Source organism: Pseudomonas extremorientalis (assembly GCF_001870465.1).
Classification (GTDB): Bacteria; Pseudomonadota; Gammaproteobacteria; order Pseudomonadales; family Pseudomonadaceae; genus Aquipseudomonas; species Aquipseudomonas extremorientalis.
This window is the reverse complement of the sequence record NZ_MDGK01000003.1, coordinates 43,944-67,635: the sequence shown is the minus strand read 5'-3', so window position 1 is coordinate 67,635 and position 23,692 is coordinate 43,944. Positions and strand designations below refer to the sequence as shown.

19 protein-coding genes and 1 pseudogene are annotated in these 23,692 nt (G+C 63.5%); 15 read left to right on the top strand and 5 right to left on the bottom strand.

What is annotated here, in order from left to right; translation table 11 throughout:
• Positions 1-38: 38 nt before the first annotated feature.
• Positions 39-902, bottom strand: coding sequence for a universal stress protein (locus BFN10_RS00325; RefSeq protein ID WP_071487933.1), 864 nt, complete (start codon positions 900-902; stop codon positions 39-41).
• A gap of 155 nt (positions 903-1,057) precedes the next feature.
• Between BFN10_RS00325 and BFN10_RS00320 the strand changes: the two genes are divergently transcribed.
• The gene (locus BFN10_RS00320) at positions 1,058-1,660 is read left to right on the top strand and encodes a MiaE family protein (protein ID WP_071487932.1); all 603 of its coding nucleotides are present in this window, start codon (positions 1,058-1,060) and stop codon (positions 1,658-1,660) included.
• Here BFN10_RS00320 and BFN10_RS00315 read toward each other — a convergent pair.
• Complete coding sequence (locus BFN10_RS00315) at positions 1,616-2,815, bottom strand: MFS transporter (protein ID WP_071487931.1); 1,200 nt, start codon at positions 2,813-2,815, stop codon at positions 1,616-1,618. The two genes, BFN10_RS00320 and BFN10_RS00315, sit on opposite strands and share 45 nt — an antisense overlap.
• A gap of 157 nt (positions 2,816-2,972) precedes the next feature.
• Between BFN10_RS00315 and BFN10_RS00310 the strand changes: the two genes are divergently transcribed.
• Together BFN10_RS00310 and BFN10_RS00305 are read left to right on the top strand one after the other, a co-directional pair.
• Entirely contained in the window at positions 2,973-3,680 is a 708-nt protein-coding gene (locus BFN10_RS00310) for a winged helix-turn-helix domain-containing protein (RefSeq protein WP_071487930.1), read from the top strand.
• On the top strand, positions 3,681-4,958 hold the full coding sequence (locus BFN10_RS00305; RefSeq protein WP_071487929.1) for an ATP-binding protein: 1,278 nt from the start codon (positions 3,681-3,683) through the stop codon (positions 4,956-4,958). It abuts the gene before it with no gap.
• Between the two features lie 105 nt (positions 4,959-5,063).
• Here the strand turns inward: BFN10_RS00305 and BFN10_RS00300 are convergent, their stop codons facing one another.
• Both BFN10_RS00300 and BFN10_RS00295 read right to left on the bottom strand, forming a co-directional pair.
• Complete coding sequence (locus BFN10_RS00300; RefSeq protein WP_071488032.1) at positions 5,064-5,855, bottom strand: MipA/OmpV family protein; 792 nt, start codon at positions 5,853-5,855, stop codon at positions 5,064-5,066.
• Between the two features lie 17 nt (positions 5,856-5,872).
• Positions 5,873-7,687 carry a serine hydrolase domain-containing protein gene (locus tag BFN10_RS00295; RefSeq protein ID WP_071487928.1) on the bottom strand — a complete coding sequence of 605 codons (1,815 nt, stop codon included), beginning with the start codon at positions 7,685-7,687 and terminating at the stop codon, positions 5,873-5,875.
• A 207-nt stretch (positions 7,688-7,894) separates the two neighbouring features.
• Between BFN10_RS00295 and BFN10_RS00290 the strand changes: the two genes are divergently transcribed.
• Genes BFN10_RS00290 through BFN10_RS00275 form a run of 4 tightly spaced genes read left to right on the top strand, consistent with a single transcriptional unit; the run spans position 7,895 to position 14,111 of the window.
• On the top strand, positions 7,895-9,016 hold the full coding sequence (locus tag BFN10_RS00290) for an AAA family ATPase (protein WP_071487927.1): 1,122 nt from the start codon (positions 7,895-7,897) through the stop codon (positions 9,014-9,016).
• Positions 9,013-9,459 (top strand): bpX5 domain-containing protein, encoded by a 447-nt coding sequence (locus BFN10_RS00285; RefSeq protein ID WP_083351457.1) that lies wholly within the window; start codon positions 9,013-9,015, stop codon positions 9,457-9,459. The genes BFN10_RS00290 and BFN10_RS00285 overlap by 4 nt, the downstream gene beginning before the upstream one ends.
• Complete coding sequence (locus BFN10_RS00280; RefSeq protein ID WP_071487926.1) at positions 9,446-11,242, top strand: hypothetical protein; 1,797 nt, start codon at positions 9,446-9,448, stop codon at positions 11,240-11,242. Before BFN10_RS00285 ends, BFN10_RS00280 begins: the two co-directional genes overlap by 14 nt.
• A complete protein-coding gene (locus BFN10_RS00275; RefSeq protein WP_071487925.1) occupies positions 11,235-14,111 on the top strand; it encodes a bpX6 domain-containing protein in 2,877 nt (958 codons plus the stop codon). Before BFN10_RS00280 ends, BFN10_RS00275 begins: the two co-directional genes overlap by 8 nt.
• Here the strand turns inward: BFN10_RS00275 and BFN10_RS00270 are convergent.
• Complete coding sequence (locus tag BFN10_RS00270) at positions 14,098-14,997, bottom strand: LysR family transcriptional regulator (protein WP_071487924.1); 900 nt, start codon at positions 14,995-14,997, stop codon at positions 14,098-14,100. The genes BFN10_RS00275 and BFN10_RS00270 overlap by 14 nt on opposite strands.
• A gap of 131 nt (positions 14,998-15,128) precedes the next feature.
• Here BFN10_RS00270 and BFN10_RS00265 point away from each other — a divergent pair, with 131 nt between their 5' ends.
• The 8 genes and pseudogenes from BFN10_RS00265 (at position 15,129) to dctM (ending at position 23,662) form a co-directional block, all read left to right on the top strand.
• Entirely contained in the window at positions 15,129-15,947 is an 819-nt protein-coding gene (locus BFN10_RS00265) for an HTD2 family dehydratase (protein ID WP_071487923.1), read from the top strand.
• Between the two features lie 28 nt (positions 15,948-15,975).
• Positions 15,976-17,139, top strand: coding sequence for an acyl-CoA dehydrogenase family protein (locus BFN10_RS00260; protein WP_071487922.1), 1,164 nt, complete (start codon positions 15,976-15,978; stop codon positions 17,137-17,139).
• Between the two features lie 10 nt (positions 17,140-17,149).
• Positions 17,150-18,498, top strand: a pseudogene (locus tag BFN10_RS00255) (MmgE/PrpD family protein).
• Between the two features lie 9 nt (positions 18,499-18,507).
• On the top strand, positions 18,508-19,701 hold the full coding sequence (locus BFN10_RS00250; RefSeq protein WP_071487921.1) for a CaiB/BaiF CoA transferase family protein: 1,194 nt from the start codon (positions 18,508-18,510) through the stop codon (positions 19,699-19,701).
• Positions 19,702-19,716: 15 nt separating this feature from the next.
• The gene (locus BFN10_RS00245) at positions 19,717-20,562 is read left to right on the top strand and encodes an HpcH/HpaI aldolase/citrate lyase family protein (RefSeq protein WP_071487920.1); all 846 of its coding nucleotides are present in this window, start codon (positions 19,717-19,719) and stop codon (positions 20,560-20,562) included.
• Between the two features lie 72 nt (positions 20,563-20,634).
• Positions 20,635-21,618: a TRAP transporter substrate-binding protein gene (locus BFN10_RS00240; protein ID WP_071487919.1), complete on the top strand. Its 984-nt coding sequence runs from the start codon at positions 20,635-20,637 to the stop codon at positions 21,616-21,618.
• A 131-nt stretch (positions 21,619-21,749) separates the two neighbouring features.
• Positions 21,750-22,382 (top strand): TRAP transporter small permease, encoded by a 633-nt coding sequence (locus tag BFN10_RS00235; RefSeq protein ID WP_071487918.1) that lies wholly within the window; start codon positions 21,750-21,752, stop codon positions 22,380-22,382.
• A complete protein-coding gene (gene dctM / locus BFN10_RS00230) occupies positions 22,382-23,662 on the top strand; it encodes a C4-dicarboxylate TRAP transporter large permease protein DctM (RefSeq protein WP_071487917.1) in 1,281 nt (426 codons plus the stop codon). The genes BFN10_RS00235 and dctM overlap by 1 nt, the downstream gene beginning before the upstream one ends.
• Positions 23,663-23,692 lie beyond the last annotated feature (30 nt).

Sequence of the window (23,692 nt, the reverse complement as noted above, 5' to 3'; positions counted from 1 at the left end):
CTCCCACATTTTTATCTTCATTGTTTGACAGGTCGGCATCAGGCCTTGGTGGCCTGCTCCACCAGGCGGTCCATCACTTCGTCAGGTTTCAGCACCAGCACATCACTCTCCAGGGCATCCAGCACCACCTCTGCGGTGTTACCGATCAGCGCCCCGGAAAGACCTGTGCGCCCCACGGTGCCGATGATGGTAACCGCCGCCGGCAATTGGTGAGCAAGGTAGGGGATCAGTACATCGGCAGGGCCTTCTTCAATATGCAGGTGCTTGTCATCCACATCGAACTCAGCCTGGAACGCCCTGCATTGCTCGCGATACCGCGCCTCGATGGTTTCCTTGAGTTGGAATGTTGGGTCCGCCGCCGACAGCATCGGTGACGGATGTGCGCTGATCACATGCAACTGCGCCTTGGCCAGGTTGGCGATATCAAAGCCATGGTCAATGATCGAGTTGTGCAGCGAACGGTGTTCGCCATCGGTATTGCCTACGTCGATCGCCGCCAGGATCTTTCCGCCCATCCAGGGTGTAGACGTCTTGACCAGCAATACCGCGCTCGGGCAATAGCGCAGCAGCTTCCAGTCCGCCGGCGTCAGCAGGGCTTTTTTCAGTGGGCTGTCCGGGAAATGCTGCTTGATCACCAGCCCGCAGCCTTCGGCCTGCTGCACGTCGATAATGGTTTCATGCAGGCTGGTATTCCATGCCTGCTCGGTGCTGACGCGGTAGCCGTCTTCCTGCAGGCCCGCCTTGAGTAGCGCCAGCAGCGCCGAGTGCTCATGCTTCTTGTCGCAGACCAGCAAGTGCAGGTGCGCGTCGGTGACCCCGGCGATCAACTTGGCGCGCTTGAGGGCCAGGCTTTCCGAGTGCTCGGGCTCGATGATCACCAGAATGCTGCGGATGGCTTGCATGATCGGGATCTCCATAAAAAAGGGCGGGGCCTGGAACAACTATAGTTGCTGGCGCGCGCACGTCATGTTGATGCACATCAAGGCCGGTGGCTGGTGGTCTGCGGCGGGGTCGGTATAATCGCCGGCCTTTTGTGATCCTTTTGCCCGTGAGCCCGATGAACCTGCCAGAAATCCACGAATTCCTCGGTTGCCGCACCCCTGATGCCTGGGTCCAGGCCGCGCTGGCCGATCAGGAAACCCTGCTGATCGACCACAAGAACTGCGAATTCAAAGCCGCCAGCACCGCCCTGAGCCTGATCGCCAAGTACTACAGCCATGTCGACCTGATCAACATGATGTCGCGCCTGGCCCGCGAGGAGTTGGTGCATCACGAGCAGGTCATGCGCCTGATGAAAAAGCGCAAGATCGAGCTGCGCCAGCTGCATGCCGGGCGTTACGCCTCGGGCTTGCGCAAAGTGGTGCGCAGCCATGAACCGGTGAAACTGGTGGACACCCTGGTGGTCGGTGCTTTTATCGAAGCGCGCAGTTGCGAGCGTTTCGAAGCCCTGGTGCCGCATTTGGACGAAGAACTCGGCAAGTTCTATTTCGGGCTGCTGAAGAGCGAGGCGCGGCACTTCCAGGGTTACCTGAAGCTGGCGTACCAGTACGGCGACGCCAAGGACATCGCCCAGGTGATCGAGCGGGTCAGGGCGACCGAGCAGGACCTGATCGAGTCACCCGACATCGAGTTCCGCTTTCACAGTGGCGTGCCAGCCTGAGGCCACGGCCACACCGAGCAATGCGGCGATCCCGGCCAACAGCAGGATCACCGCCTGCGTCCCCAGCGGCGCCGCCAGCAACGCCACCGCAAGGCCCGCCAAGGGTTGCGGCAGGTTGTTGAGCAGGGTGATCACGCCCACGGTCTTGCCGAAGTCCTGCGCGGGGATCACCCGCTGGCGGGTGCTGCGCAGGTAGACGTTGAACATCTTGTCGAAGCCGGTCACCAGCAGGAAACCCACGGCATACAGCCATACGCCGGGGCTTGCGGCCATGATCAACGCCCCCACCCCGATCATCGAATACGACAAGCCACCCAGCACTTTCAACGGCAGGCCGGCCCGTGCCAGATAAAACAGAATGCCGATGGTCACCAGTGCACCCGCTGCCTGCAGCAGGGCATAGGCGTCCTTGTCTGCTGCAAAGTGGCCGGTGACCATCGCCGCCGATGTGGCCAGGGTGACGCCAATGATCAGGTTCACCCCCACGGCCAGGGTGATGATCCGTTTCAAGTCCGGCAGGCTGCGGATATGCCCGAACGCAATCTTCAGGGGTTGTAGCCAGATATCCTGATGCTGTTCGAAGGTTTCCAGGTGCGCCGTGCTGGAGCGTTGCCACGCGCGCATCGCCAGGTCGGCCAGTACAAACAATCCGGCCACTCCCAGCACCACCCAATGCCAGGCCCAGACTTCCAGCATCAGCGCCGCCACCAGCGGCCCCAGCACCAGCCCGCTCTGGTCGGCGATCTGCGAGTAGGAGAGGGTCTTGGCGTAGCTGTAGTGCGCGAAGATGTGCGGCATCAGCACTTCCCGCGCCATGATGCCCTGGGTCGTCAGCACCCCGCACAACGCCGAGAGCAGGACAATCCAGTAGAGGCCATCGAACACCCCATGCAAGACCACCGCGAGCACACACGCCAGCGCCCGGTAAACCTGGCTGATCTGCAGCAGGCGCACTGGCGCGAACTTGTCGCACAAGGCGCCACACACTGGGAACGCCAGGTAACGCGGTAGCGACTCGACGAAGAATGCCAGTCCGGCCCAGGCTACACTCTGCGTGGTCTGGAATACGATCAGGGGCACGATGAACAGCAGGATCTGGTCCGCCAACCGCGAGAGGAACAGCGAAACAAAGAACGCCAGGTAATCCTTGCGCATACAGCTCCCTGTGGCTGGCGTTAAAGAGTGGGGGGTATTTGTTAAAAACTCTTAAAAGCATGAAGCTTCGTCGGCAACGGCTGGCCAGTTGCTTAAGTTGGGCAGCTTGCCACTTATAATGCCCGCTCTTCAATCTGCGTCTGCACACTGAGAACTTATGGAAAACCTGGGGCTGGGCAAGGTCTTGCTCGTTGAAGACGACGAAAAACTCGCGGGGCTGATCGCGCACTTCCTGGAGCAGCATGGCTTCGAGGTGCGCGTGGAGCACCGGGGCGATGAGGCCCTTGCAGCGTTCCTGGCGTTCAAGCCGAAGATCGTCGTGCTGGACCTGATGCTGCCTGGCCAGAGTGGCCTGCATGTGTGCCGTGGGATCCGCACGGTGTCTGACACGCCGATTGTGATCCTCACGGCCAAGGAAGATGACCTGGACCACATCCTGGGCCTGGAGTCCGGTGCCGACGATTATGTGATCAAGCCGATCAAGCCGCCCGTGCTGCTGGCGCGCCTGCGTGCCCTGCAACGGCGCCAGGCCCCGGAGCCGACGGTGCGCGGTGCCCTGGCGTTCGGGCGGTTGGCCATCGATCGCAGTTGCCGGGGGGTCAGCCTGGGGGATGACAAGATCGATCTGACCACCATGGAATTCGAGCTGTTATGGCTGCTGGCCAGCAACTCAGGCACGATCCTGTCCCGCGATGACATCCTCAACCGCATGCGCGGTATCGCGTTCGACGGCCTCAACCGTAGCGTCGACGTGTACATCAGCAAACTGCGCAGCAAGCTCAACGACAACCCCCGTGAACCGGTGTGCATCAAGACCATCTGGGGCAAGGGCTACCTGTTCAACCCGTTCGCGTGGGAGGCTTAAATGCTGCGGCTGTTTCTGCGCCTGTATGTGATCCTGGCCCTCGGTCTGGCGGGGGCGATCTGGCTGGTCAACTACACCTTCGACGAGCTGCTGCCCGAAGCCAACGAAACCTATAACCGCGAAGCCTTGCGCGGCCCGGCGTATGCCCTGGTAGAGCAACTGCGTCCGCTCGGCGCCGACCAACGCCAGGCCCGGCTGGCCGAGTTGCAGCCCCATTATGGGCTGCACTTGAAATTGGTCCAGAAGGACACCCAGGCGCTCACCGAGCGCGAGACACAACTGCTGGCCGCTGACTTGCTGGTGGTGCGCGGTGATTTCATGGAGTTCCTCGCCAGCATTGACGGTGGCCCGCAGTTGCTGGAAATCAAACTGCCGGAAGAGCCCAAGTGGCTCTACCTGTGGGCCTATGGTTTTCTCGGGGTGTGCCTGGCGATCGTGCTGTATTTCTGGGTGCGCCCGCACTGGCGCGACCTGGAGCATATTCGCCTGGCCGCACAACGCTTCGGTGACAACGACCTCGGTTCACGCATCCTGCTGCCGCGCCGTTCCACCGTGCGCGAGCTGGCGGGGCACTTCAATCAGATGGCCGAACGCATTGAAAGCCTGATCGCCAACCAGCGCGAACTGACCAACGCCGTGTCCCACGAGCTGCGCACGCCGATTGCGCGCCTGTCGTTCGAACTCGACCAGCTCAAGCAACAAATCGACCCGCGTCTGCGCGGCGAACTGATCGCCGACATGTATGCCGACCTGGGCGAGCTGGAAGAAATGGTCTCCGAACTGCTCACCTACGCCAGCCTGGAGCGCGGCGCCACCCAGGTCACCCGCGAGCGCATCGAGGCCCACAGCTGGCTCGACAGTGTGATCGGCAGCGTGGCGCTGGAGGCCGAAGCCGCCGGTATCCAGTTGTCGTTGCGCACCTGCGAAGTGGACTACATCCAGATCGAACCGCGTTTTATGGCGCGGGCGGTGATCAACTTGCTGCGCAATGCCATTCGGTATGCCGAGCGGCGTGTGGAAGTGTCGCTGGTCAAGTTCGGCAGCGGCTATGAAGTGCGGGTGTGTGACGACGGCCCTGGTGTGCCGGAGGAAGGCCGCTCGAAGATCTTCCAGCCCTTCATGCGCCTGGACGACAGCCGCGACCGTCGTACCGGTGGCTTCGGCCTGGGCCTGGCACTGGTGCAGCGGGTGTCGCAGTGGCACGGCGGCCAGGTGCAAGTGCAGGATTCGGAATGGGGCGGCGCGTCGTTCCGGATGACCTGGGCCTACGCCGAATAGCGCTTTTACATTCAATGGAGATCAAGTGTGGGAGGGGGCTTGCCCCCGATAGCGATATGGACTGATGCACCGCCATCGGGGGCAAGTCCCCTCCCACCTATCCAATCAGAACGTGTATTCCAGCACGCCCATCACCGACGTCTGCAAGCGCCGCTCCACAATCGGACTCTTGCCCGCTTCATCCGCCAGGTACTGCACATCCAGCAAGGTCGAGAACTCGGTGTGCTCGCTGATCGGCAGGCTCCAGGCCAGGTTCAGGCCATTGCTGATATTGCCGGCACCGGCCTTGTAGGCCTTGAAGCGGCTGCGCGCGGCTTGGCCGGTGGTGACGCCGTACCAGGTCTGCATATAGTCCCGGTCGCCAAAGTGGCTGTTGATGCTGGCATCGACGGAGCCATAACGCCCCTCGTACAGCGTGGTGCCCAGACTCAATTCCAGATGGGTGAACGCCTTGCCGCTGTCCTTGTGGTCATCTTCCTTGAGGGCATGTTCCAGGGTCGCGCCGACAATGGCGCCGCCGAGATTGTAGTGGGCACTCACGCCCAGTTGCGGGCGTGACTTGATTTCGCCCATGCCCTTGAGGCGCTTGGAGCCCAAGTGCAGGGATTCGTTCTTGTCCTTGCGCGATGCGCTGGCGCCGACATACGCACTGAAACTCAAGGCGTTGCCTTCGTAGCCCCAGCCCAGGCCCTTGTCGGTATCGAGGAAAATTCCCCAGGGGCTGACAATGGCGCCGCCGAACACCGGGGCAGTCATGCGCGCGTCACTGCCGCTGTAGCGCGGCAGATTGGCCACGCCGGCTTTGAGGCTGTAGGTCCAGTCCTCGGCCAGTGCAGCGTCGGCGCCTGCCAGCAAACACAACGAGGTGAGGGACAGGCAGAGGTTTTTGGGGCTCATCAGGGTTTTCATGTCGGTCAGAAACTCAAGGGTGGATGGGTACGTTTGAAGGAGTAGCCCGAGGCGCTCAGGCCGTTGACCTGGCGGCTGACGGTGTCGCCCAGGCCATAGCCGTTGCCGGCGAGCACGGCATGGGCGTTGTCCACGGGCAGCAGGATGTAGTCGGTCAGCGGCTCGTCGTGCAGTTGGCCGCGAATCACCAGGAAACCTTCTTCCAGGCGCACGCTGATGCCGCTCAACGGCGCATCGGGCTCGTGGGTATTGAGCACTTGGTAGGTGCCGACGGTGTCGGCCCAGGCCATGGGCAAGGGTGGCGGGTCGATGCGTTCGCCGATGGCGATGCGCTGGCCGTGGCTGCGCGCGGTGAGCATCTGCCGGCCCTGCACGGTGATCACATCCAACTGCACGCGGCCGAGTTCGCCGAGGTCCTTGAGCCAGAACCCCAGGACTTTCTTCTGCGCGCGCAGCCAGCCGTGGTCGTCACGCAGCAGCTCGAAGTCGTAGCCGGCCAGTTCGCCACGCAGCCGACCGGCGTCGTCCCGGATGCGGAACACGCCCCAGGCGGTGGCGTAAAACCCGGACAGGCGCTGGCGGTCGACGGCGGCCGGCACCTGGCGCAGCTTGAGCCCGTGACGGGGCGCCTGGCAGTCTTCGCTGCACACCGGCTCGCCGGTCTGCGCCTGGAGCATCAGGCGCAGGGTGTCGGTGGCCAACGTGGCAACCAGGTCTTCGGCGTTGCTGTCATTGGCCATGATGATCACCGCCAGTTGCTGGTCTGGCAGCACGGTCAACTGCGCGGCGAAATCATCGCCGCCACCGCTGTGCTGATAGGTGCGCACCCCAGGCCCGACCGGCTCGTCACCGCACGGTGCGAGAAACCAGGCCAGGCCGATCCGGCAATCGAAGTCCAGGGCGTTGCCGGTGTTTTGCTGGGTGAACATGTCATTGATGGAGCGCTGGTTCATCACCCGGTTGCCCTTGTACAGACCCTCGGCGAACAGCATCTGCACGTAATGGCTGAGGTCCTTGGGGCTGGCCCATAAGCCGCCGGCCGCCAGGTCGCGCACCTGCGCGTCGGTGCTGGCGATACCGTCCTGATAGCCCTGGGCGCGATAGCTCACCTGTGCGGCGGTGCCGATAAAACTCGCCTGGTTCATCTCTAGCGGCTTGAGCAGGCTGTGTTGCAATTGGGCCTCGAACGCTCTGCCGCTGCTGCGCTCGATCGCCGCGCCGACCAGTGCATAACCCAGGTTGGAATAGGCCACCTGGGTGCCGGGCGGTGTACTCAGCCAGACGCCGGACAGGCGCATCGGCATCTGCCCCATGGCATAGCTGTTGCGCAGGTCGCGCAGGTGCTCGCTGGGCAGGCCGGATTGATGGCTGAGCAGGCGGCGCAAGGTGATGTCGCGGTCGGCGGCCTGCTGGTCGGTGTGGAAACGCGAGCGCACATAGAACTCGCGCAACGTCTGTTGGATCGGTGCATCCAGCGCCAGCCGCTGCTGTTCAACCAGTTGCAGGGCGGCGCTGGCGGTGAGCAGCTTGGAGATCGCACCGGCGCGAAACGCCGTGTTCGGCGTCACCGGCACGCCCAGTGTTTTGTCGGCCAAGCCGAACCCACGGGCCCAGATCAACTCCTGGCCATTGACCAGGGCAATCGACAAGCCGGGCACGTTGGCGTGGGCCATGTCCCGAGGGATGCGGGTTTGCAGGTAGCGGATGATCGCGCTGTAGTCGCCCTTGGGGATCGGCGGCGGGGCAGAGGCTTGCCCATGGCAGCCGATGCTGCCCAGCAGGCAACCGAGCAATGGAATACCGCGCAATGTGCGAAGCATGAAGAGCACCCGGCAGGTGGTTTGGATGCTCGAATGCTAGGGAGGCCACGCCCGAAGGTCTTTGGCAGCTTTGTCGAGAAACTGTCAAAGAGTGTTAACGCACCAGCCCATGAGCACGGCTGACTCCTTACAAGAACATGTAACAACGCTTTGCTATTACCTTGGCCTCAGGCAAGATTCAGCGCTTTGGTTTCAGGGAAGACGCCCATGATTGCTCAGTTGCAAAGCGCTGCCGCGCAAATCCGCCACGCTGTACGTGCCGCAACCGAAGGCTTGGTGGGGCGCGAGCAATTGGCCGAACTGATCGTGCTGGCGGCGGTGGCCCAGGAACATATCCTGGTGATCGGGCCACCCGGCACCGCCAAGAGCGCAGTGGTGCGGCGCGTCGCGCAGTCCATGGGCGGGCGCTATTTCGAGTACCTGCTCGGGCGCTTCACCGAACCGTCCGAACTGTTTGGCGCGGTCGACCTGAAAAAGCTGCGCGAAGGCACGGTGGAAACCGATGTCAGCGGCATGCTGCCGGAAGCCGACATCGTGTTTCTCGACGAAGTCTTCCTGGGCTCCACCGCGATCCTCAATACCTTGCTCGGCGTACTCAACGAGCGGCGTTTCCGCCGTGGCCATACCCAGGTGCAATGCCCGCTGCGGGTGTGCGTCGGCGCGGCCAACGGCCTGCCGGACGATGACGCGCTGGCGGCCTTTGGTGACCGTTTCCTGTTGCACCTGTTTGTCGAGTCGGTGCCGGACAACCAATTGGAGGCGATGTTGGCCGGTGGCTGGCAGTCGGAGCAGCGCCCGGTGCAGCAGTTACTCGGGCTAGCGCAACTGGACACCCTCGGCCAGGCCTTGAAACACGTCGACTTGAGCGTCGTGCGCCCGGCACTGGCCCAGGCCATTCGCCGTTTGCGCGAAGCCGGTATCCAGCTGTCCGACCGGCGTATTGTCAAATCCCAACGCCTGATCGCCGCTGCCGCGTTGCTCGGCGGCCGCCTCGAAGCCAGCGACGCTGACTTGTGGCCGCTGCTTTACGTGTTGCCAACCCAGGCTACCCAGCAACACGGTCGTGAAGTGCTGCGCGACTTGTTTGCCGCCTCCAGCAACAGCCATCTGTTCAGCGCGGTGGAAGAGGCCACGTTGCAGCCGATGTCACGCTTGAATCGCCTGCTGGAAACCGCCGAAGACTATCTCGCCCGCAGCGAACCGCCGACCAGTACGGCGCTCGAAGGGTTGTTGCGCGAAATTGATGCGAACTTCAACAGCCAGACGATGCCCGAGCCGTTGCAGCAGGCACGGGGGCAACTCACACGTTTGCTGACACCTGCCGAATGAGTGCGTTGACCCATTCTTGGCGCTGGCGCTCACGCCAGGCACCCGCCGAGGCGCAAGCCGCCGTGGCCTGGGGTGATGCGGCACGCCGGATGCTCAGGCGCCTGGCGCTGCTGGAGGCTGGACTCGCCGCGCGTCTGCACGCCACGGCCAACGGTGAGGTGCTGGTGGTGACGGGCTCGACGGCTGATCTGCCGTGGGTCGACGGCGTGGCTTACGCGGCCCCCAGCGCCAGCGCGCCACACCTCTGGTTGCCGACCAGTTGGGAGCCGGATGTGCCCCAGGACCTGTTGGGCCAGGCCTTTTCAGCACGCTTCAAGCGTTCGCCACTGCTGGTGTGGCATGAGCCTGCGGCCGTGGTCCCGCTGGACCGCTTGCTGGCTGTTTCGCCCGCCCTTGTGCAACGTATCGCTGATTATTGGGGAGTCACCCATGCAACTGCCTGAGTCGCTGCAACCCTGGCGGCACTGGCTGGAATGGTTTGCCCCGGAACAGTTACCCGTGTTCGCCGACCTGCTGGGCCGCCTCAACCCCCTGTTGGGACCGCTGCGAGGCCTGCACCAGGGCGGTGTGCCGGAGCCCGACGGCCTGGGCGACCTACACCGGCGCGGCCCCTATGAGCGGCTGCTGTCCAGCGAATGGCTGCTGGCCGATGAAGTGCCCGATGAGTTCCTGCGCCGGGCGGTCGGCGGCGAGCATATGTTCCTCGCGCCACAGTACCGCGCCCAGGCGGCGAACCGCCTGATCGTGGTGTTGTTCGACGCCGGTCCCCTGCAACTGGGCGCCGCGCGCCTGGTACACCTGGCACTGCTGATATTGCTGGCGCGGCGAGCCGAGGAGGCGGGGGCGCAATTGCGCTGGGGCATTCTGCAGGGCACGTCGGTGTTGCATGAGCTGGACTCGTCGGCGCAACTCAAGCGCTTGCTCGAAGCCCGCACCTATGAGGTGGTGAGCGACACCCATTGGCTGGCTTGGCGTGACGCCCTGGCCGAACATCGGGTGGGAGAGTGCTGGGTGGTCGGCCAGCGCTTGCCGCCTACCGATTCCAAGACCTGCACCCACCGCGTGCAGATTGCGCGCAACCTGGACGGACGCAGTCTGTCTTTTGCCTTGCAGTCACGACGCGTGTCGCTGCCCATGCCCGACGAGCAACAATCGGTGCGCCTGCTCAAGGGCCAGTTCGAAAACGCCGCGCATACCCCGGCGCCCACCGCCAGCGGGCGGGTGGCGCGGGTGGCTTTGACATTGCCACCGGTCATCTCCGGCTCAGGCAACTATGTCGCCCTGCGCCTGCTCGACGAACATGGCATGGCGGTGATCAAGCTGCCGCACAAAAACCAGAAAAAAGCCCTGGAGGTGCGCCGTCGCCTGTGGGGCAAGCACCAGCATGTGTTTGCCGCCGCGTTTAATTATCGCAGCCTCGGTGCGGTGCTCGGTGATGGCCAGATCCTGACCTTCTGGAATATCCCCGGCCTTGTTTCCTCCAACAAGCCTGCACGCGAAGAGCTGCACTTGCCACCGGGCACCGCGACCTTGCTGCCCGCGGTGTGGCTGCGCGGCCAACAAGCGGAACGCCTGTATGTGCTCGATACAAATGGTCAACTCGCCCACTGGCAGCGTCCCGGTCATGGACCGAGGGGCGCGTTTTTCTCGGTGACCAACAATGTCATAGGCTTGGCGCAGCTGGATGCCTTGTCGTTGGTCTACGCCCGCAGCGAGGCCGGGCAACTGGTGGCGTACCCCGCAACAGCCTCCGGTGTCCGCAGTTCCGGCTATGCGGTCGGTGCAGCGGCCGGGGTTAGCCAGGTACTGTTCGCCAGCACCGCCCACTGGAAGTACACCTTTGGCGGGTGCGCATTACTCACTCACCATGATGGCCGCCAGAGTTGGCGCCTGGTGACCCACGACAGCTTCCCCGCGAAAAGGGCGCAGATCGATTTGGCGCCGGGCTGGAGTGCTATCGGCCTGCATCACCACGTGGCCGCGCAGGAGTGCTATGCACTGGTACTGCTGGGCCCGAACCAGCACACCGTCGGCCTGTACTCGGAAGGCCTGCAACAGACGCTGTTCACCACCTCCGCACCGATTGCCCGTGCGAGCTTCTGTCCCATGAGCGGGCTGGTGGCGGTGCTGACCACCGCCCGGGAACTACTGGTGTTCAACGTCACCGAGCGCGACATGCGTCTGCAAGTCATGTGCGACCTGAAACAAGAGCCTGCCGATGCATGAGCACGAACCCCTGCTGATCCGCCGACCGCTGCTGACCGGCCACCAGTCCATCGACGGTGTGTGGTTGCCTGCTGACCGCTTCACCACGCAGGAGCGGGCTCGCCTGATCCTCGGACACTGGCGCACGGGTGCCGCTGCCTACCGTTTTGCCGACGGAGATGTGTTGCAGTTCAGCGCGCCCGTCGCACTGGATTGCCAGACCCTTGCCGGCTGGCCGCTGGTCCGCCAGGGGCGTGGGTTGTGTTCGGCACGGCTGACCGCTGACGAGCTGCGTGCTTTACCCACCGCCGACTTGTGGCTGGTGCGCGGCAGCCAGGTTCACGCCTTGCAGCTGCGCGACGCCGAGGTCCTTGAACCTGGGTTGTGGCTGGAGATCAGTGCCTACACCTTACTCGATACCTTCGATTGTCATGCGCCGGTTGTGCCGCTGCTGCCCGTGCCGGACATCACCGATGTGCGTGAGATCCTTGGCGGCTTGGCGCCGGTCAGTCCCGAGCAGGAAGGCGTGATCCGCGCATTGCTGGAGCGCCAACTGCCAGCGCCGAAAGCAGCGCCTCCCAAGGCGGCCCAGCCATGGGCCAGTGAGGCGCCCGCGCAGTACCCAGCGTTGAAACTGGGCGCTACCCTGGCGTTGGTCGCCGGGTTGATCTGGATGGCCATTCACAGCCAATCCCAACCCTTGACGCCGATTCCTGCTTCGACCACTGAAGACATCAGCCGCGTGATCCTGGGTATGTTGCTAGGCGCAACGGTGTTCACTGCCTTGTTGATGGGCATCAACAAATACCTGCGTCGAGGCGTGCGGCCCGTCGGCGCCGTGCCTTCAGCACCGGCTGATCCGGGCATCGCCGAGCGGGCCAGACCGGCTCGGTATAAACCCTCCGCCTGGCGCCGTTGGCTGACCCGTCTGACCGAGCGTTCAAAATTGTCCAGGCTCTACGGCAAACGCCAGGCCGCCTACATGCAGCGCATGCTGGAGATGTTCGAGGACGGTGATTTTGCCGAAGCCTTGCGCCATGCCATTCCTCTGGGAGGCCAGGAACCGGAGGCTGAACAGAACTTCGGCACGCCGCAGCGGCGCGAGGACCTGACCCTCAGCCAGCAGAGCGGGCCAGGCCGCGCCTATCACTTCGAACAAAGCCTGACCGAGCACCTGCGCGAGGTCTATCGCCGCTCCTACGAGCGCCTGGCCCGGGAAAACCGGATCGAAGAAGCGGTATTTGTCCTCGCCGAACTGCTCAAGGAGCGGCAGGAAGCCCTCGACTACCTGGAAAAACACGCACGTTACCAACAGGCTGCCGACCTGGCCCTGGCCTGGGACATGCCGTCAGCGGTCATCGTGCGCTTGCTGTGCCTGGCCGAGAACTGGCAGCGTGCCTTATTGGTGGCACGGCGTGACGATGCGTTTGCCGATGCCGTGGTGTTGCTCCAGGCCAGGCAGCCGCAGATTGCCGAGCGTTTGCGCCTGGAGTGGGCCGAATCGCTGATCGCCAAGGGCCTGTGGCTGCAAGCCGTCGAGGTGGTGTGGAGCCTGCCGGATGAGCGCCCGCGCGCGGCGCAATGGTTGCTGGATGCCGAAGCGGCCGGTGGGCGGCTGGCGATGGGCGCCTTGGTCAAACGCGCGATTCTGCTGCCGCAGACCCTGGAAGCTTATGGGCCGTGGATCGAACAGTTGCGTGACGATCCCGACCGATACGCCGAGCGTGATGCCCTGGCGCACGCCCTGTTGGCGCACAAATCCGATGCCGCTGCCCTGAGTTGGCTGGCCGGTGCCACCGTGCACGCGGTGATCGCCGACCAACTCAGTGGTCGCGGCGGGCTGAACTTCAATCAGCTGCAAGCGCTGGTCAAGATGAGCCGCGATAAATTATTGCAGGCGGACTTGCCTGGCCAGGCCCTCAAGCGGCCTGCCATGCGCTCGTTGGTACGGGTGGGCGACGCGCTGGAGTGGACCGCCCCGACCCAGGGCAGCCGACCGATATACGACGCGGTGGCGCTGGATGACGAGCGTTACCTGGTGGCGCTGGGCGAGGCCGGTGCGATGGTGACGGATGCCAGCGGCCAGCCACTGTTCCACTTCGCCGTGCCGGCCCAGCGGATTGTCCTGGCCCACAGTCGGCAGATGGCGCTGGTGCTGGCCCGGCGTGACCGGGTGTGGCGCATCAGCAAGCTCGACCTGGTCAACCGTACCGCCACCGATCTGGGCGTGCAGGTGTTGGATGTATTCGCCGAGCAGTTTGACGGCAGCGCCTGGACCCTCGGTCACGACCGGCAACTGCGCGTGGTGGACGTGGACCGCAACTTTCAGACCCTGTGGCATGTCAGCGACTTGCCGGGCGCGCTGCGCGCGCTCAAGAGCAACGAACATAATGAATTCCTCTGGCTCTACAACCCGCGCGAGGGTGTCGAACGCTGGCACTATCGCTTGCCTGAGCGTCGCTTGGCCGGGCGCGATCCGGCATCCGCGCAGTCGGAGGAGAGCCACGCGCTGTACTGTGCACTCGACCAAACCATCGAGTACGGGATCAGGTGTCGCGATGACGAAGAGCCGACGCTGATCCTGGATGTCAATGGCAACCGCAAGGGGTATCGCATGCCGGGCTGTGACGAAGGTTTCTTCGACGGCGACCCGGTGCGCGTTGCCCTCGACGCGCAGTGGTTGGTGTTCGGCTATATCGCTGGTGAACGCGACACGCGCTGGCACTTTATCCATCGCGCCAGTGACCACCTGTGTGCGGTGCTGCACTGGCCTCGTTACGAAGTGAACATCCGTCGCACCGAGGACGGCTGGCTGTTATTCGATGACCAGGGGCGTTTGAGCCATGTCACCGTGGACGGTGCGCGTCTGCGTAACCTCAGCTTGCACTGACCGAGTCCGGCATCAACGTGGCAATCAACGCCCGAATGGTGCCGGGCAGCGCCTCCAGCTCCCGCACCAGGATGCTGCGCTCGCGGATTGCCCATGGCTCATCCAGCTTCACCGCCACCAGTTGCATGGTGCGGCTGTGGCGTACAGCGGCGGACTCGGGAATGATGCCGATGCCCACGCCGGCTTCGACCATGCGGCAGATCGCCTCGAAACTCGACACCTGGATGCGCAGCGACAAGTGTTTGCCCAGTCGCTCGACATGTTCACGCAAGAAGCTCAGCAAGGTGCTGCCTTCATGCAGGCCGATGTGCTGGTAGGCGAGGGTCTGTTCCAGGGTGACTGAGGTTTGTTGCGCCAGTGCATGCCCCACCGGCACCATCAGCACCAGTTTATCCGTGCTGAAGTGCAGCACCTGCAACCCCGAGGCTTCCACGGGGCCGGCGATGATGCCCATGTCGCTGGTGCCATCCAGCACACCACGCACGATGTCGCGGGACAGGCGCTCCTGCAGGTCCACCGTTACGCCAGGGCGCTGGGACAGGAAGCCCGCCAGCACCTCTGGCAAGAATTCGGTGACCGCCGTGGTGTTGGCAAAAATGCGGATATGCCCGGCCGAATCCACGCCGTATTGGGTGAACTCGCTTTTCAGGTAATCCACCTGGCGCATGATCAACCGCGCATGGTGCAGAAGGCGCTCCCCGGCCGGGGTGATCTCCACGCCACGGCTGTCGCGGTACAACAGGCGGGTGTCGAGTTGGCCTTCGAGGGCCTTGATCCGCGCACTGGCGGCGGCCGGCGAAAGAAACGCACGCTTGGCGCCCTGGGTCAGGCTGGGGGATTCGGCGATGTGGATAAACAGGCGCAGGTCGGCCAGATCGAAGTGCATGCAAGACTCCCGGGACAGGATGGCGGCGTTCAGCATAACCGAACGCTGGTTTATTGAAATGCAAATTCCCGGAACGGGTGCGTCCTTGCATGATCCGGGGCAGACACTCACTGCCCGAGGACCTGCACCCGATGAGCGCCACCGATTGGATCGGCCGAAGCGAAACCGCCCACGACCACCTCAGCCATAACCTGCTCAAGCGTATTGCCGCTACCTTCGGCGAAGCCGTGCCCGAAGACGGCGCAGACATCCCGCCGCTGTGGCAGTGGTGTTTCTTCCAGGACCCACTGCCGGAAACCGCCCTGGGCACTGACGGTCATCCGGCCCGTGGCGGCTTCCTGCCGCCAGCCGACAAGCGCAATCGCATGTGGGCCGGTGGGCGCATCGAGTTCCTGCATGCCCTGCGTGCCGGTGAGGCGGCGACCCGGGTGTCGACCATCACCCAGGTCGAAGAAAAGACCGGCCGCACTGGCGCGCTGCTGTTCGTCACCGTGCGCCACGACTACTCCCAGCAAGGCCGCCTGGCGATCCGCGAGGAACAGGACATCGTCTACCGCGAACCCACGCCGCCCAAATCGGGCAGCGGCGAGGCGCTGGAGCAGGGCGAGTGGTCCGAAACCGTCGACCCCACGCCGACCCTGCTGTTTCGCTACAGCGCGGTGACCTTCAACGGCCACCGCATTCACTACGACTACCCCTATGTCACCGGCACCGAAGGCTATTCGGGGTTGGTGGTGCACGGGCCGCTGATCGCCACCCTGGGCCTGCGTGCGTTCTGCCGCGCCCGTCCCGACGCCACCTTGCGCCGGTTTGCCTATCGCGGTGTGCGCCCATTGATTGCGCCGCAACCTTTTGAAGTAGGCGGGCGCGTCACCGAGACCGGCGTAGCCCAACTGTGGGCCGGCAATACCGATGGCCTGGCACAGCAAGCCCAGGTGCATTTCGAATAATCCAAGAACAACAGGCGGAGAGCCGCAGATGAACCCGAATGACAACGAAGAACTCAATGCCATCCGCGACGGCGTGCGCGCCTTGTGCGCTGAATTCGATGCCGCTTACTGGCGCCGGATCGATGAAGAGAAGGGCTTCCCCGAAGCCTTCGTCAAGGCGCTGACCGACGCCGGCTGGCTGTCGGCGATGATCCCCGAAGAATACGGCGGTTCCGGTCTGGGCCTGGCCGAAGCTTCGGTAATCCTTGAAGAAGTGAACCGCTGCGGCGGCAACTCCGGCACCGTGCACGGCCAGATGTACAACATGTTCACCCTGTTGCGGCACGGCAGCGAAGCGCAGAAACGCTTCTACCTGCCCAAGCTGGCCAGCGGCGAATTGCGCCTGCAATCGATGGGCGTGACCGAGCCCACCACCGGCACCGATACCACCAGGATCAAGACCACCGCGATCAAGCGTGGCGACAAGTACGTGATCAACGGCCAGAAGGTGTGGATCTCGCGGATCCAGCATTCCGACCTGATGATCCTGCTCGCGCGCACCACGCCGTTGGCCGAGGTGAAGAAGAAATCCGAAGGCATGTCGATCTTCCTGGTGGACCTGCGCGAAGCCATCGGCAACGGCCTGACCGTGCAGCCCATCGCCAATATGGTCAACCACGAGACCAACGAGCTGTTCTTCGACAACCTGGAGTTGCCGCTGGACAGCCTGATCGGCGAAGAGGGCAAGGGTTTCAAATACATCCTCGACGGCCTCAATGCCGAACGCACGTTGATCGCCGCCGAATGCATCGGCGACGGCCGCTGGTTTATCGAAAAAGCCAGCGCGTATGCCCGTGACCGCGTGGTGTTTGGCCGGCCCATCGGGCAGAACCAGGGCGTGCAATTCCCGATTGCCGAAGCGCATATCGAGATCGAAGCGGCTGACCTGATGCGCTGGCGTGCCTGCGAGGAATACGACAGCGGCAAGCATGCCGGCGCCAGCGCCAACATGGCCAAGTACCTGGCAGCCAAGGCGTCCTGGGAGGCGGCCAATGCCTGCCTGCAAACCCACGGCGGTTTCGGCTTTGCCTGCGAGTACGACGTGGAGCGCAAATTCCGCGAGACGCGCCTGTACCAGGTGGCGCCGATCTCCACCAACCTGATCCTGTCCTACGTGGCCGAGCACTTGCTCGAACTGCCACGCAGCTTCTGAGGGCCCGACCATGAGCCATACCCAAGCCTTGTGTCGCTTCCTGGCAGACCTGCACTACGCACAGTTGCCCGAAAACGTCCTGGCGCGCACCGAAGACCTGTACCTGGACTGGCTGGCCTCGGCGCTGGCGAGCAAGGGCGCGCATCCGATTCCATTGTTCGAGCGTTATGCGCAGAAGATGGGGCCGAGCAGCGGCCCGGCGCAAGTGATCGTCAATGGCGCCGGCAGCAGCGCCTACTTCGCCGCGTTGGTCAACGGTGCTTCGTCGCACCTGGTGGAGCAGGATGACCTGCACAACAGCTCCGTGTTGCACCCGGCCACCGTGGTGTTTCCGGCTGCCCTGGCCGCCGCCCAGGACCTGGGCAAATCCGGCCGTGACTTGCTGCTGGCCTCGGTGGCCGGCTACGAGGCTGGTATCCGTATCGGCGAATTCATGGGGCGCTCCCATTACCGCATCTTCCACACCACGGCCACCGTCGGCACGTTGGCGGCGGCGGTCGCGGTGGGCAAGCTGCTGGATTTCAACCAGGAACAATTCATCAACCTGCTCGGCAGCGCGGGCACCCAGGCCGCCGGCCTGTGGGAGTTCCTGCGCGATGCCGCCGACTCCAAACAACTGCACACCGCCAAGGCGGCAGCGGATGGGTTGCTCGCCGCATACCTGACGGCGGATGGGCTGACGGGGGCGCGTAATATCCTGGAAGGTGACCAGGGCTTGGCGGCGGGCATGTCCAGCGATGCCGAGCCGAGCAAGTTGTCCGCCGGCCTTGGCAGTCGCTGGGCGCTGCTGGAAACCTCGTTCAAGTTCCACGCCTCGTGCCGCCATACCCATCCGGCCGCCGATGCGCTGCTGGACCTGATGCAACGCGAACGTCTCGCCGCCGCCGATATTGCCCGCGTCGAAACCCGCGTGCATCAAGGCGCGATCGATGTGCTGGGGCGCGTGAACGTACCGACCAGCGTGCACCAGGCCAAGTTCTCCATGGGCACCGTGCTGGGCTTGATTGGCGTGCATGGCAAGGCCGGTCTCACCGAGTTCCATGAGCTGGCATTGACCGATCCAGCCGTCTCGGCTTTTCGCGACAAGGTCAGCATGACCCTCGACCCCGAAGTCGACGGCGCCTACCCGCAACGCTGGCTCGGCCGCGTCACCGTCACCACGGTGGACGGTCGCACGCTCACGGCGCTATCGACGAGCCCAAGGGCGACCCGGGCAACACCCTGAGCCGCGCGGAGCTGGCGGATAAATTCCAGCGGCTGAGCCTGTTCAGCGGCGCCCGCACACCGGCCCAGGCCAACGCCCTGATCGAGAAGGTCTGGGATTTGCGCAACGCCACGTCCATGGCCCACTGGCTCTGAGGAACTGTCATGACTAACCCGAGACCGCTGGACGGCATCACCGTTGTCAGCCTGGAACATGCGATTGCCGCGCCATTCTGCACACGCCAGTTGGCAGACCTGGGCGCCCGCGTGATCAAGATCGAACGCCCCGGCGCCGGCGACTTTGCCCGTGGCTACGACGAGCGCGTGCGCGGCCTGGCCTCGCATTTCGTGTGGACCAACCGTTCCAAGGAAAGCCTGACCCTGGACCTCAAGCAGGACGAGGCAGGCGATATCCTCGGCACCCTGCTGGCCGATGCCGATGTGCTGGTGCAGAACCTGGCGCCCGGCGCGGCGGCGCGCATGGGCCTGTCGTTCGAGGCGCTGCACGAGCGTTTCCCACGGTTGATCGTCTGCGATATTTCCGGCTACGGCGAGGGCGGGCCGTACGAGAAAAAGAAGGCCTACGACCTGCTGATCCAGAGCGAAGGCGGTTTTCTCTCGGTGACCGGTGGCCCTGGCGACGACCAGATGGCCAAGGCTGGTTGTTCCATCGCCGACATCTCGGCAGGCATGTACGCCTACAGCGGCATCCTCTCGGCGCTGCTGCTGCGCGGCAAGACCGGCAAGGGCAGTCGCATCGACGTGAGCATGCTGGAAAGCCTGGTGGAGTGGATGGGCTACCCGATGTATTACGCCTTCGACGGCGCACCGCAGCCACCGCGTGCAGGCGCTGCGCACTCAACGATCTACCCCTATGGGCCGTTCCCCACTGGCGATGGTGGCACCGTCATGCTGGGGTTGCAGAACGAGCGCGAATGGGCGGCGTTTTGCGACAAGGTGCTGCTCACGCCTGAACTGGCGGCGGACGAGCGTTTCAGCGCCAACTTCAAGCGCTCGGCCAACCGTGAAGTGTTGCGCCAGATCATCGTCGACCGCTTTGCGCAATTGGATGCGGAAGCGGTGATCCAGCGCCTGGAGGAGGCGCAGATCGCCAGCGCCCGGGTCAACGATATGCAAGGCGTGTGGGACCACCCGCAACTCAAGGCGCGCGACAGCTGGCGTGAAGTCGACAGCCCGGCCGGTCCGCTGCCGTCGCTGTTGCCGCCGGCCCGCAATGCCGCGTTCACCCCACGCATGGACGGCGTTCCGGCATTGGGTCAACACAGCCAGGACATTCTCGATCAGCTCGGTTACTCCGGCGATGCCATCGACAGCCTGCGCGCGCGCGGCGTTATCTGAATAAGGAATTGTGTCATGCCAAAGCCATTGGTGCGTTCGGCGTTGTTTGTACCCGGTAGCCGACCGGAACGATTTTCCAAAGCCCTGGCCAGTGGGGCCGATGCGGTGATCGTGGATTTCGAGGACGCTGTGGAAGAGCCGCTCAAGCGCCAGGCGCGGGATAACCTCGGGGTGTTTTTGACGGCGAACCCCGCTGCCCAGGTGTGGGTGCGCATCAATGCGCCGGAACATGCCGAGCATTTTGAGGATGTGGCGTTCTGCAAGGCCCATGCGAATGTGGCGGGGGTGTTGCTGCCCAAGGTTGAAAGTGCCGCGCAGGTGGCGGTGGTTGCCGCCACCGGCAAAGTGATCTGGCCGATTATCGAAAGCGCCCGTGGCTTGTTGGCTGTGGCCGAGATCGCCCATGCGCCGCAGGTGCAGCGCCTGTCGTTTGGTGGGCTGGACCTGGCGCTGGACCTGAACCTGAGCAGCAACTCCCCGGCTGCGCAGTTCGCCCTGGACCAGGCGCGCCTGGCGCTGATCGTACACTCCCGCGCCGCCGGGTTGGTCGCGCCGTTGGACGGCGTCCACCCGGCCATCGATGACCCGGAGGGCCTGCGCCGTTCGATCCGGCATGCCTATGAAATGGGCTTTGCCGGGGCGTTGTGTATCCATCCCAAGCAGGTGGCCGTGATCCATGAAGCGCTCGCACCGAGCGCCGCAGACCTGGCCTGGGCGCAGCGGGTGGTGGACGCCGGCGCCCATGGGGCAGGGGCCTATCAGATCGATGGGCAGATGGTGGATGCGCCGGTGTTGCTGCGTGCACAAAGGTTGTTGGCGGCCCAGGCGCAGCGTTCAGCCACTCCGAACGCAGGTATCTAAAATTCGAAATTCACTACACGCGTCACATCAGGCACCTTGCCTTACAACACAACAATAAGAAGGTAATTTTCCATGCTCAAGCTCTCCCGGGCGCTGCTGTGCGCCGCCACCTTGTTTGCCGCAGGCCTGGCTCAGGCGGCGGACCCGATCGTGATCAAGTTCGCCCATGTGGTGGCCGAAAACACCCCCAAAGGCCAGGGCGCGTTGTTGTTCAAGAAGCTCGCCGAAGAGCGTCTGCCCGGTAAGGTGAAGGTCGAGGTGTACCCGAACTCGTCGCTGTTCGGCGATGGCAAGGAGATGGAAGCGCTGCTGCTGGGCGACGTGCAGATGCTGGCGCCGTCCCTGGCAAAGTTCGAGCAATACACCAAGCAGGTGCAGATCTATGACCTGCCGTTCCTGTTCAATGACCTGGCTGCTGTCGACCGTTTCCAGGCGGCCCAGGGCAAGGAACTGCTGACCTCGATGCAGGACAAGAACATCCTCGGCCTGGCCTATTGGCACAACGGCCTAAAGCAATTGTCGGCCAACAAAGCGCTGCATGAGCCCAAGGATGCCCGTGGCCTGAAGTTCCGCGTACAGGCCTCCAGCGTGCTGGAAGAGCAGTTCAAGGCGATCCGCGCCAACCCGCGCAAGATGAGCTTCGCCGAGGTGTACCAAGGCCTGCAGACCGGCACGGTCAACGGCACCGAGAACACCTGGTCGAACTATGAAAGCCAGAAGGTCAACGAGGTGCAGAAGTTCTTCACCGAGTCCAATCATGGCCTGATCGACTACATGGTGATCACCAACGCCAAGTTCTGGAACGGCCTGCCACCGGACATCCGCAGCACCCTGGAGCAGATCATGGTCGAGGTCACCGTCGAGGTGAACAAGCAGGCCGAGGCGCTGAACCAGTCGGCCAGGCAGAAGATCGTCGACGCCAAGACCAGCGAAATCATCGAATTGACCCCGGAGCAACGCCAGCTGTGGCGCGAAGCCATGCGCCCGGTGTGGCAGAAGTTCGAAGGTGAGATCGGGGCTGATCTGATCAAGGCCGCGGACGCCTCCAATCGGTAACCCCCAATGTGGGAGGGGGCTTACCCCCGATAGCGGTGTGTCAGCTTGCCCATCTGTCTCTGACCCACCGCTATCGGGGGCAAGCCCCCTCCCACTTATCGATATCTCATTTGCTTTCGCGAGGTTTTGCCATGCAAACGCTAAGGCGCGTCTGGGAGCACCTGGAGGAAGGTTTCATTGCCTTCCTGCTGGCAGCCATGACCCTGGTGACATTCGTCTACGTCATGCTCAACAACATCTACACGCTGTTCTTTGCCCTGTCGGACAAGTGGGCCTTCAGCAGCACCTTCTTCGCTGCCCTGGGCGACCACACCATGACCTGGGCCCAGGACATGACCTGGAGCGTGGCGCTGACCAAGGCCATGTTTGGCTGGCTGATTTTCTTCGGTATTTCCTACGGCGTGCGCACCGCCGGCCATCTGGGCGTGGACGCCCTGGTCAAGCTGACCAAGCGCCCGGTGCAACGCGTGCTCGGGATGTTCGCCTGCCTGTGCTGCCTGGCCTATGCCGGGCTGTTCATGATCGCCAGCTACAAATGGGTGAGTGCGGTGATGACCGCCCATATCGGCGCCGAAGACCTCGACCAGTACGGCATCGACGTCGGTGACATCGTGATCATCGTGCCCATCGGTTTTGCCATGGTGTTTATCCGCTACCTGGAAATTTTCTACCGCATCCTTACCCACCGTCAGGTCGGGCTGGGTTTGGCCGACGAGGCCGGTGAGGCCAGCAAATTGGCCGGCAGCCATGAGGAGCGTCACTGATGGCCGTGCTCTGTCTGTTTCTGTTGTTGTTCGTGTTCATGTTCCTCGGCGTGCCCATCGCGATTTCCCTGGGCCTGTCCGGTGCGGTGTCGATCCTGATGTTCAGCCAGGACTCGGTGAGTTCCCTGGCGATCAAGCTGTTCGAGACCTCCGACGCCTACACCTTCCTGGCGATCCCGTTCTTCCTGTTGTCCGGGGCGTTCATGACCACCGGCGGGGTGGCGCAGCGGCTGATCGACTTTGCCAACGCCTGTGTCGGGCATATTCGTGGCGGCCTGGCGATTGCGGCGGTGTTGGCGTGCATGCTGTTTGCGGCGCTGTCCGGTTCGTCACCGGCGACGGTGGCGGCGGTGGGGTCGATTGCCGTGGCGGGCATGGTGCGTTCCGGTTACCCGAAGGCGTTCGGTGCGGGGATCATCTGTAACGCCGGCACCCTGGGCATCCTGATCCCGCCGTCGATTGTGATGGTGGTGTATTCGGCGGCGACTGAAACCTCGGTCGGCAAGCTGTTCATGGCAGGGGTAATTCCAGGGCTGTTGCTGGGCCTGATGCTGATGATCGCCATCTACATCGTCGCACGCATCAAGAAGCTGCCGGCCCAGCCCCGGGCGACGTTCCGCGAATGGCTGACCTGCGCACGCCGCGCCTTCTGGGGCCTGTTGCTGCTGGTGATCATCCTCGGCGGCATCTACAGCGGCATGTTTACCCCGACCGAAGCGGCCGCAGTGGCGGCGGTATACTCGGCATTCGTGGCGTTGTTCGTCTACAAGGACATGAAGCTGCGCGACTGTCCCAAAGTGCTGCTGGAGTCCGGGCGCCTGGCAATCATGCTGATGTTCATCATTGCCAACGCCATGCTGTTTGCCCATGTGCTGACCACCGAACAGATCCCCCAGGAAATCACCGCGTGGGTGATCTCCGAAGGGCTGACGCCGATTGGCTTCCTGATCATGGTCAACGTAGTGCTGCTGGTAGCGGGCAGCTTCATGGAGCCGTCGGCCATTGTGCTGATCCTGGCGCCGATCTTCTTCCCGATTGCCATGAAGCTGGGCATCGACCCGATCCACCTGGGGATCGTGATGGTGGTGAACATGGAGATCGGCCTAGTGCACCCGCCGGTGGGGCTGAACCTGTTCGTGACCTCGGCGGTGACCGGGTTGACCCTGGGGCAGACCATCCGCGCGGCGATGCCGTGGCTGATGATTCTGTTGGTGTTCCTGATCATGGTCACGTACTTGCCGTTCATTTCGCTGGCGCTGCCGCATTGGCTCGGTATGTAACCCAACGTGCAGGAGCCGGCTTGCCGGTTC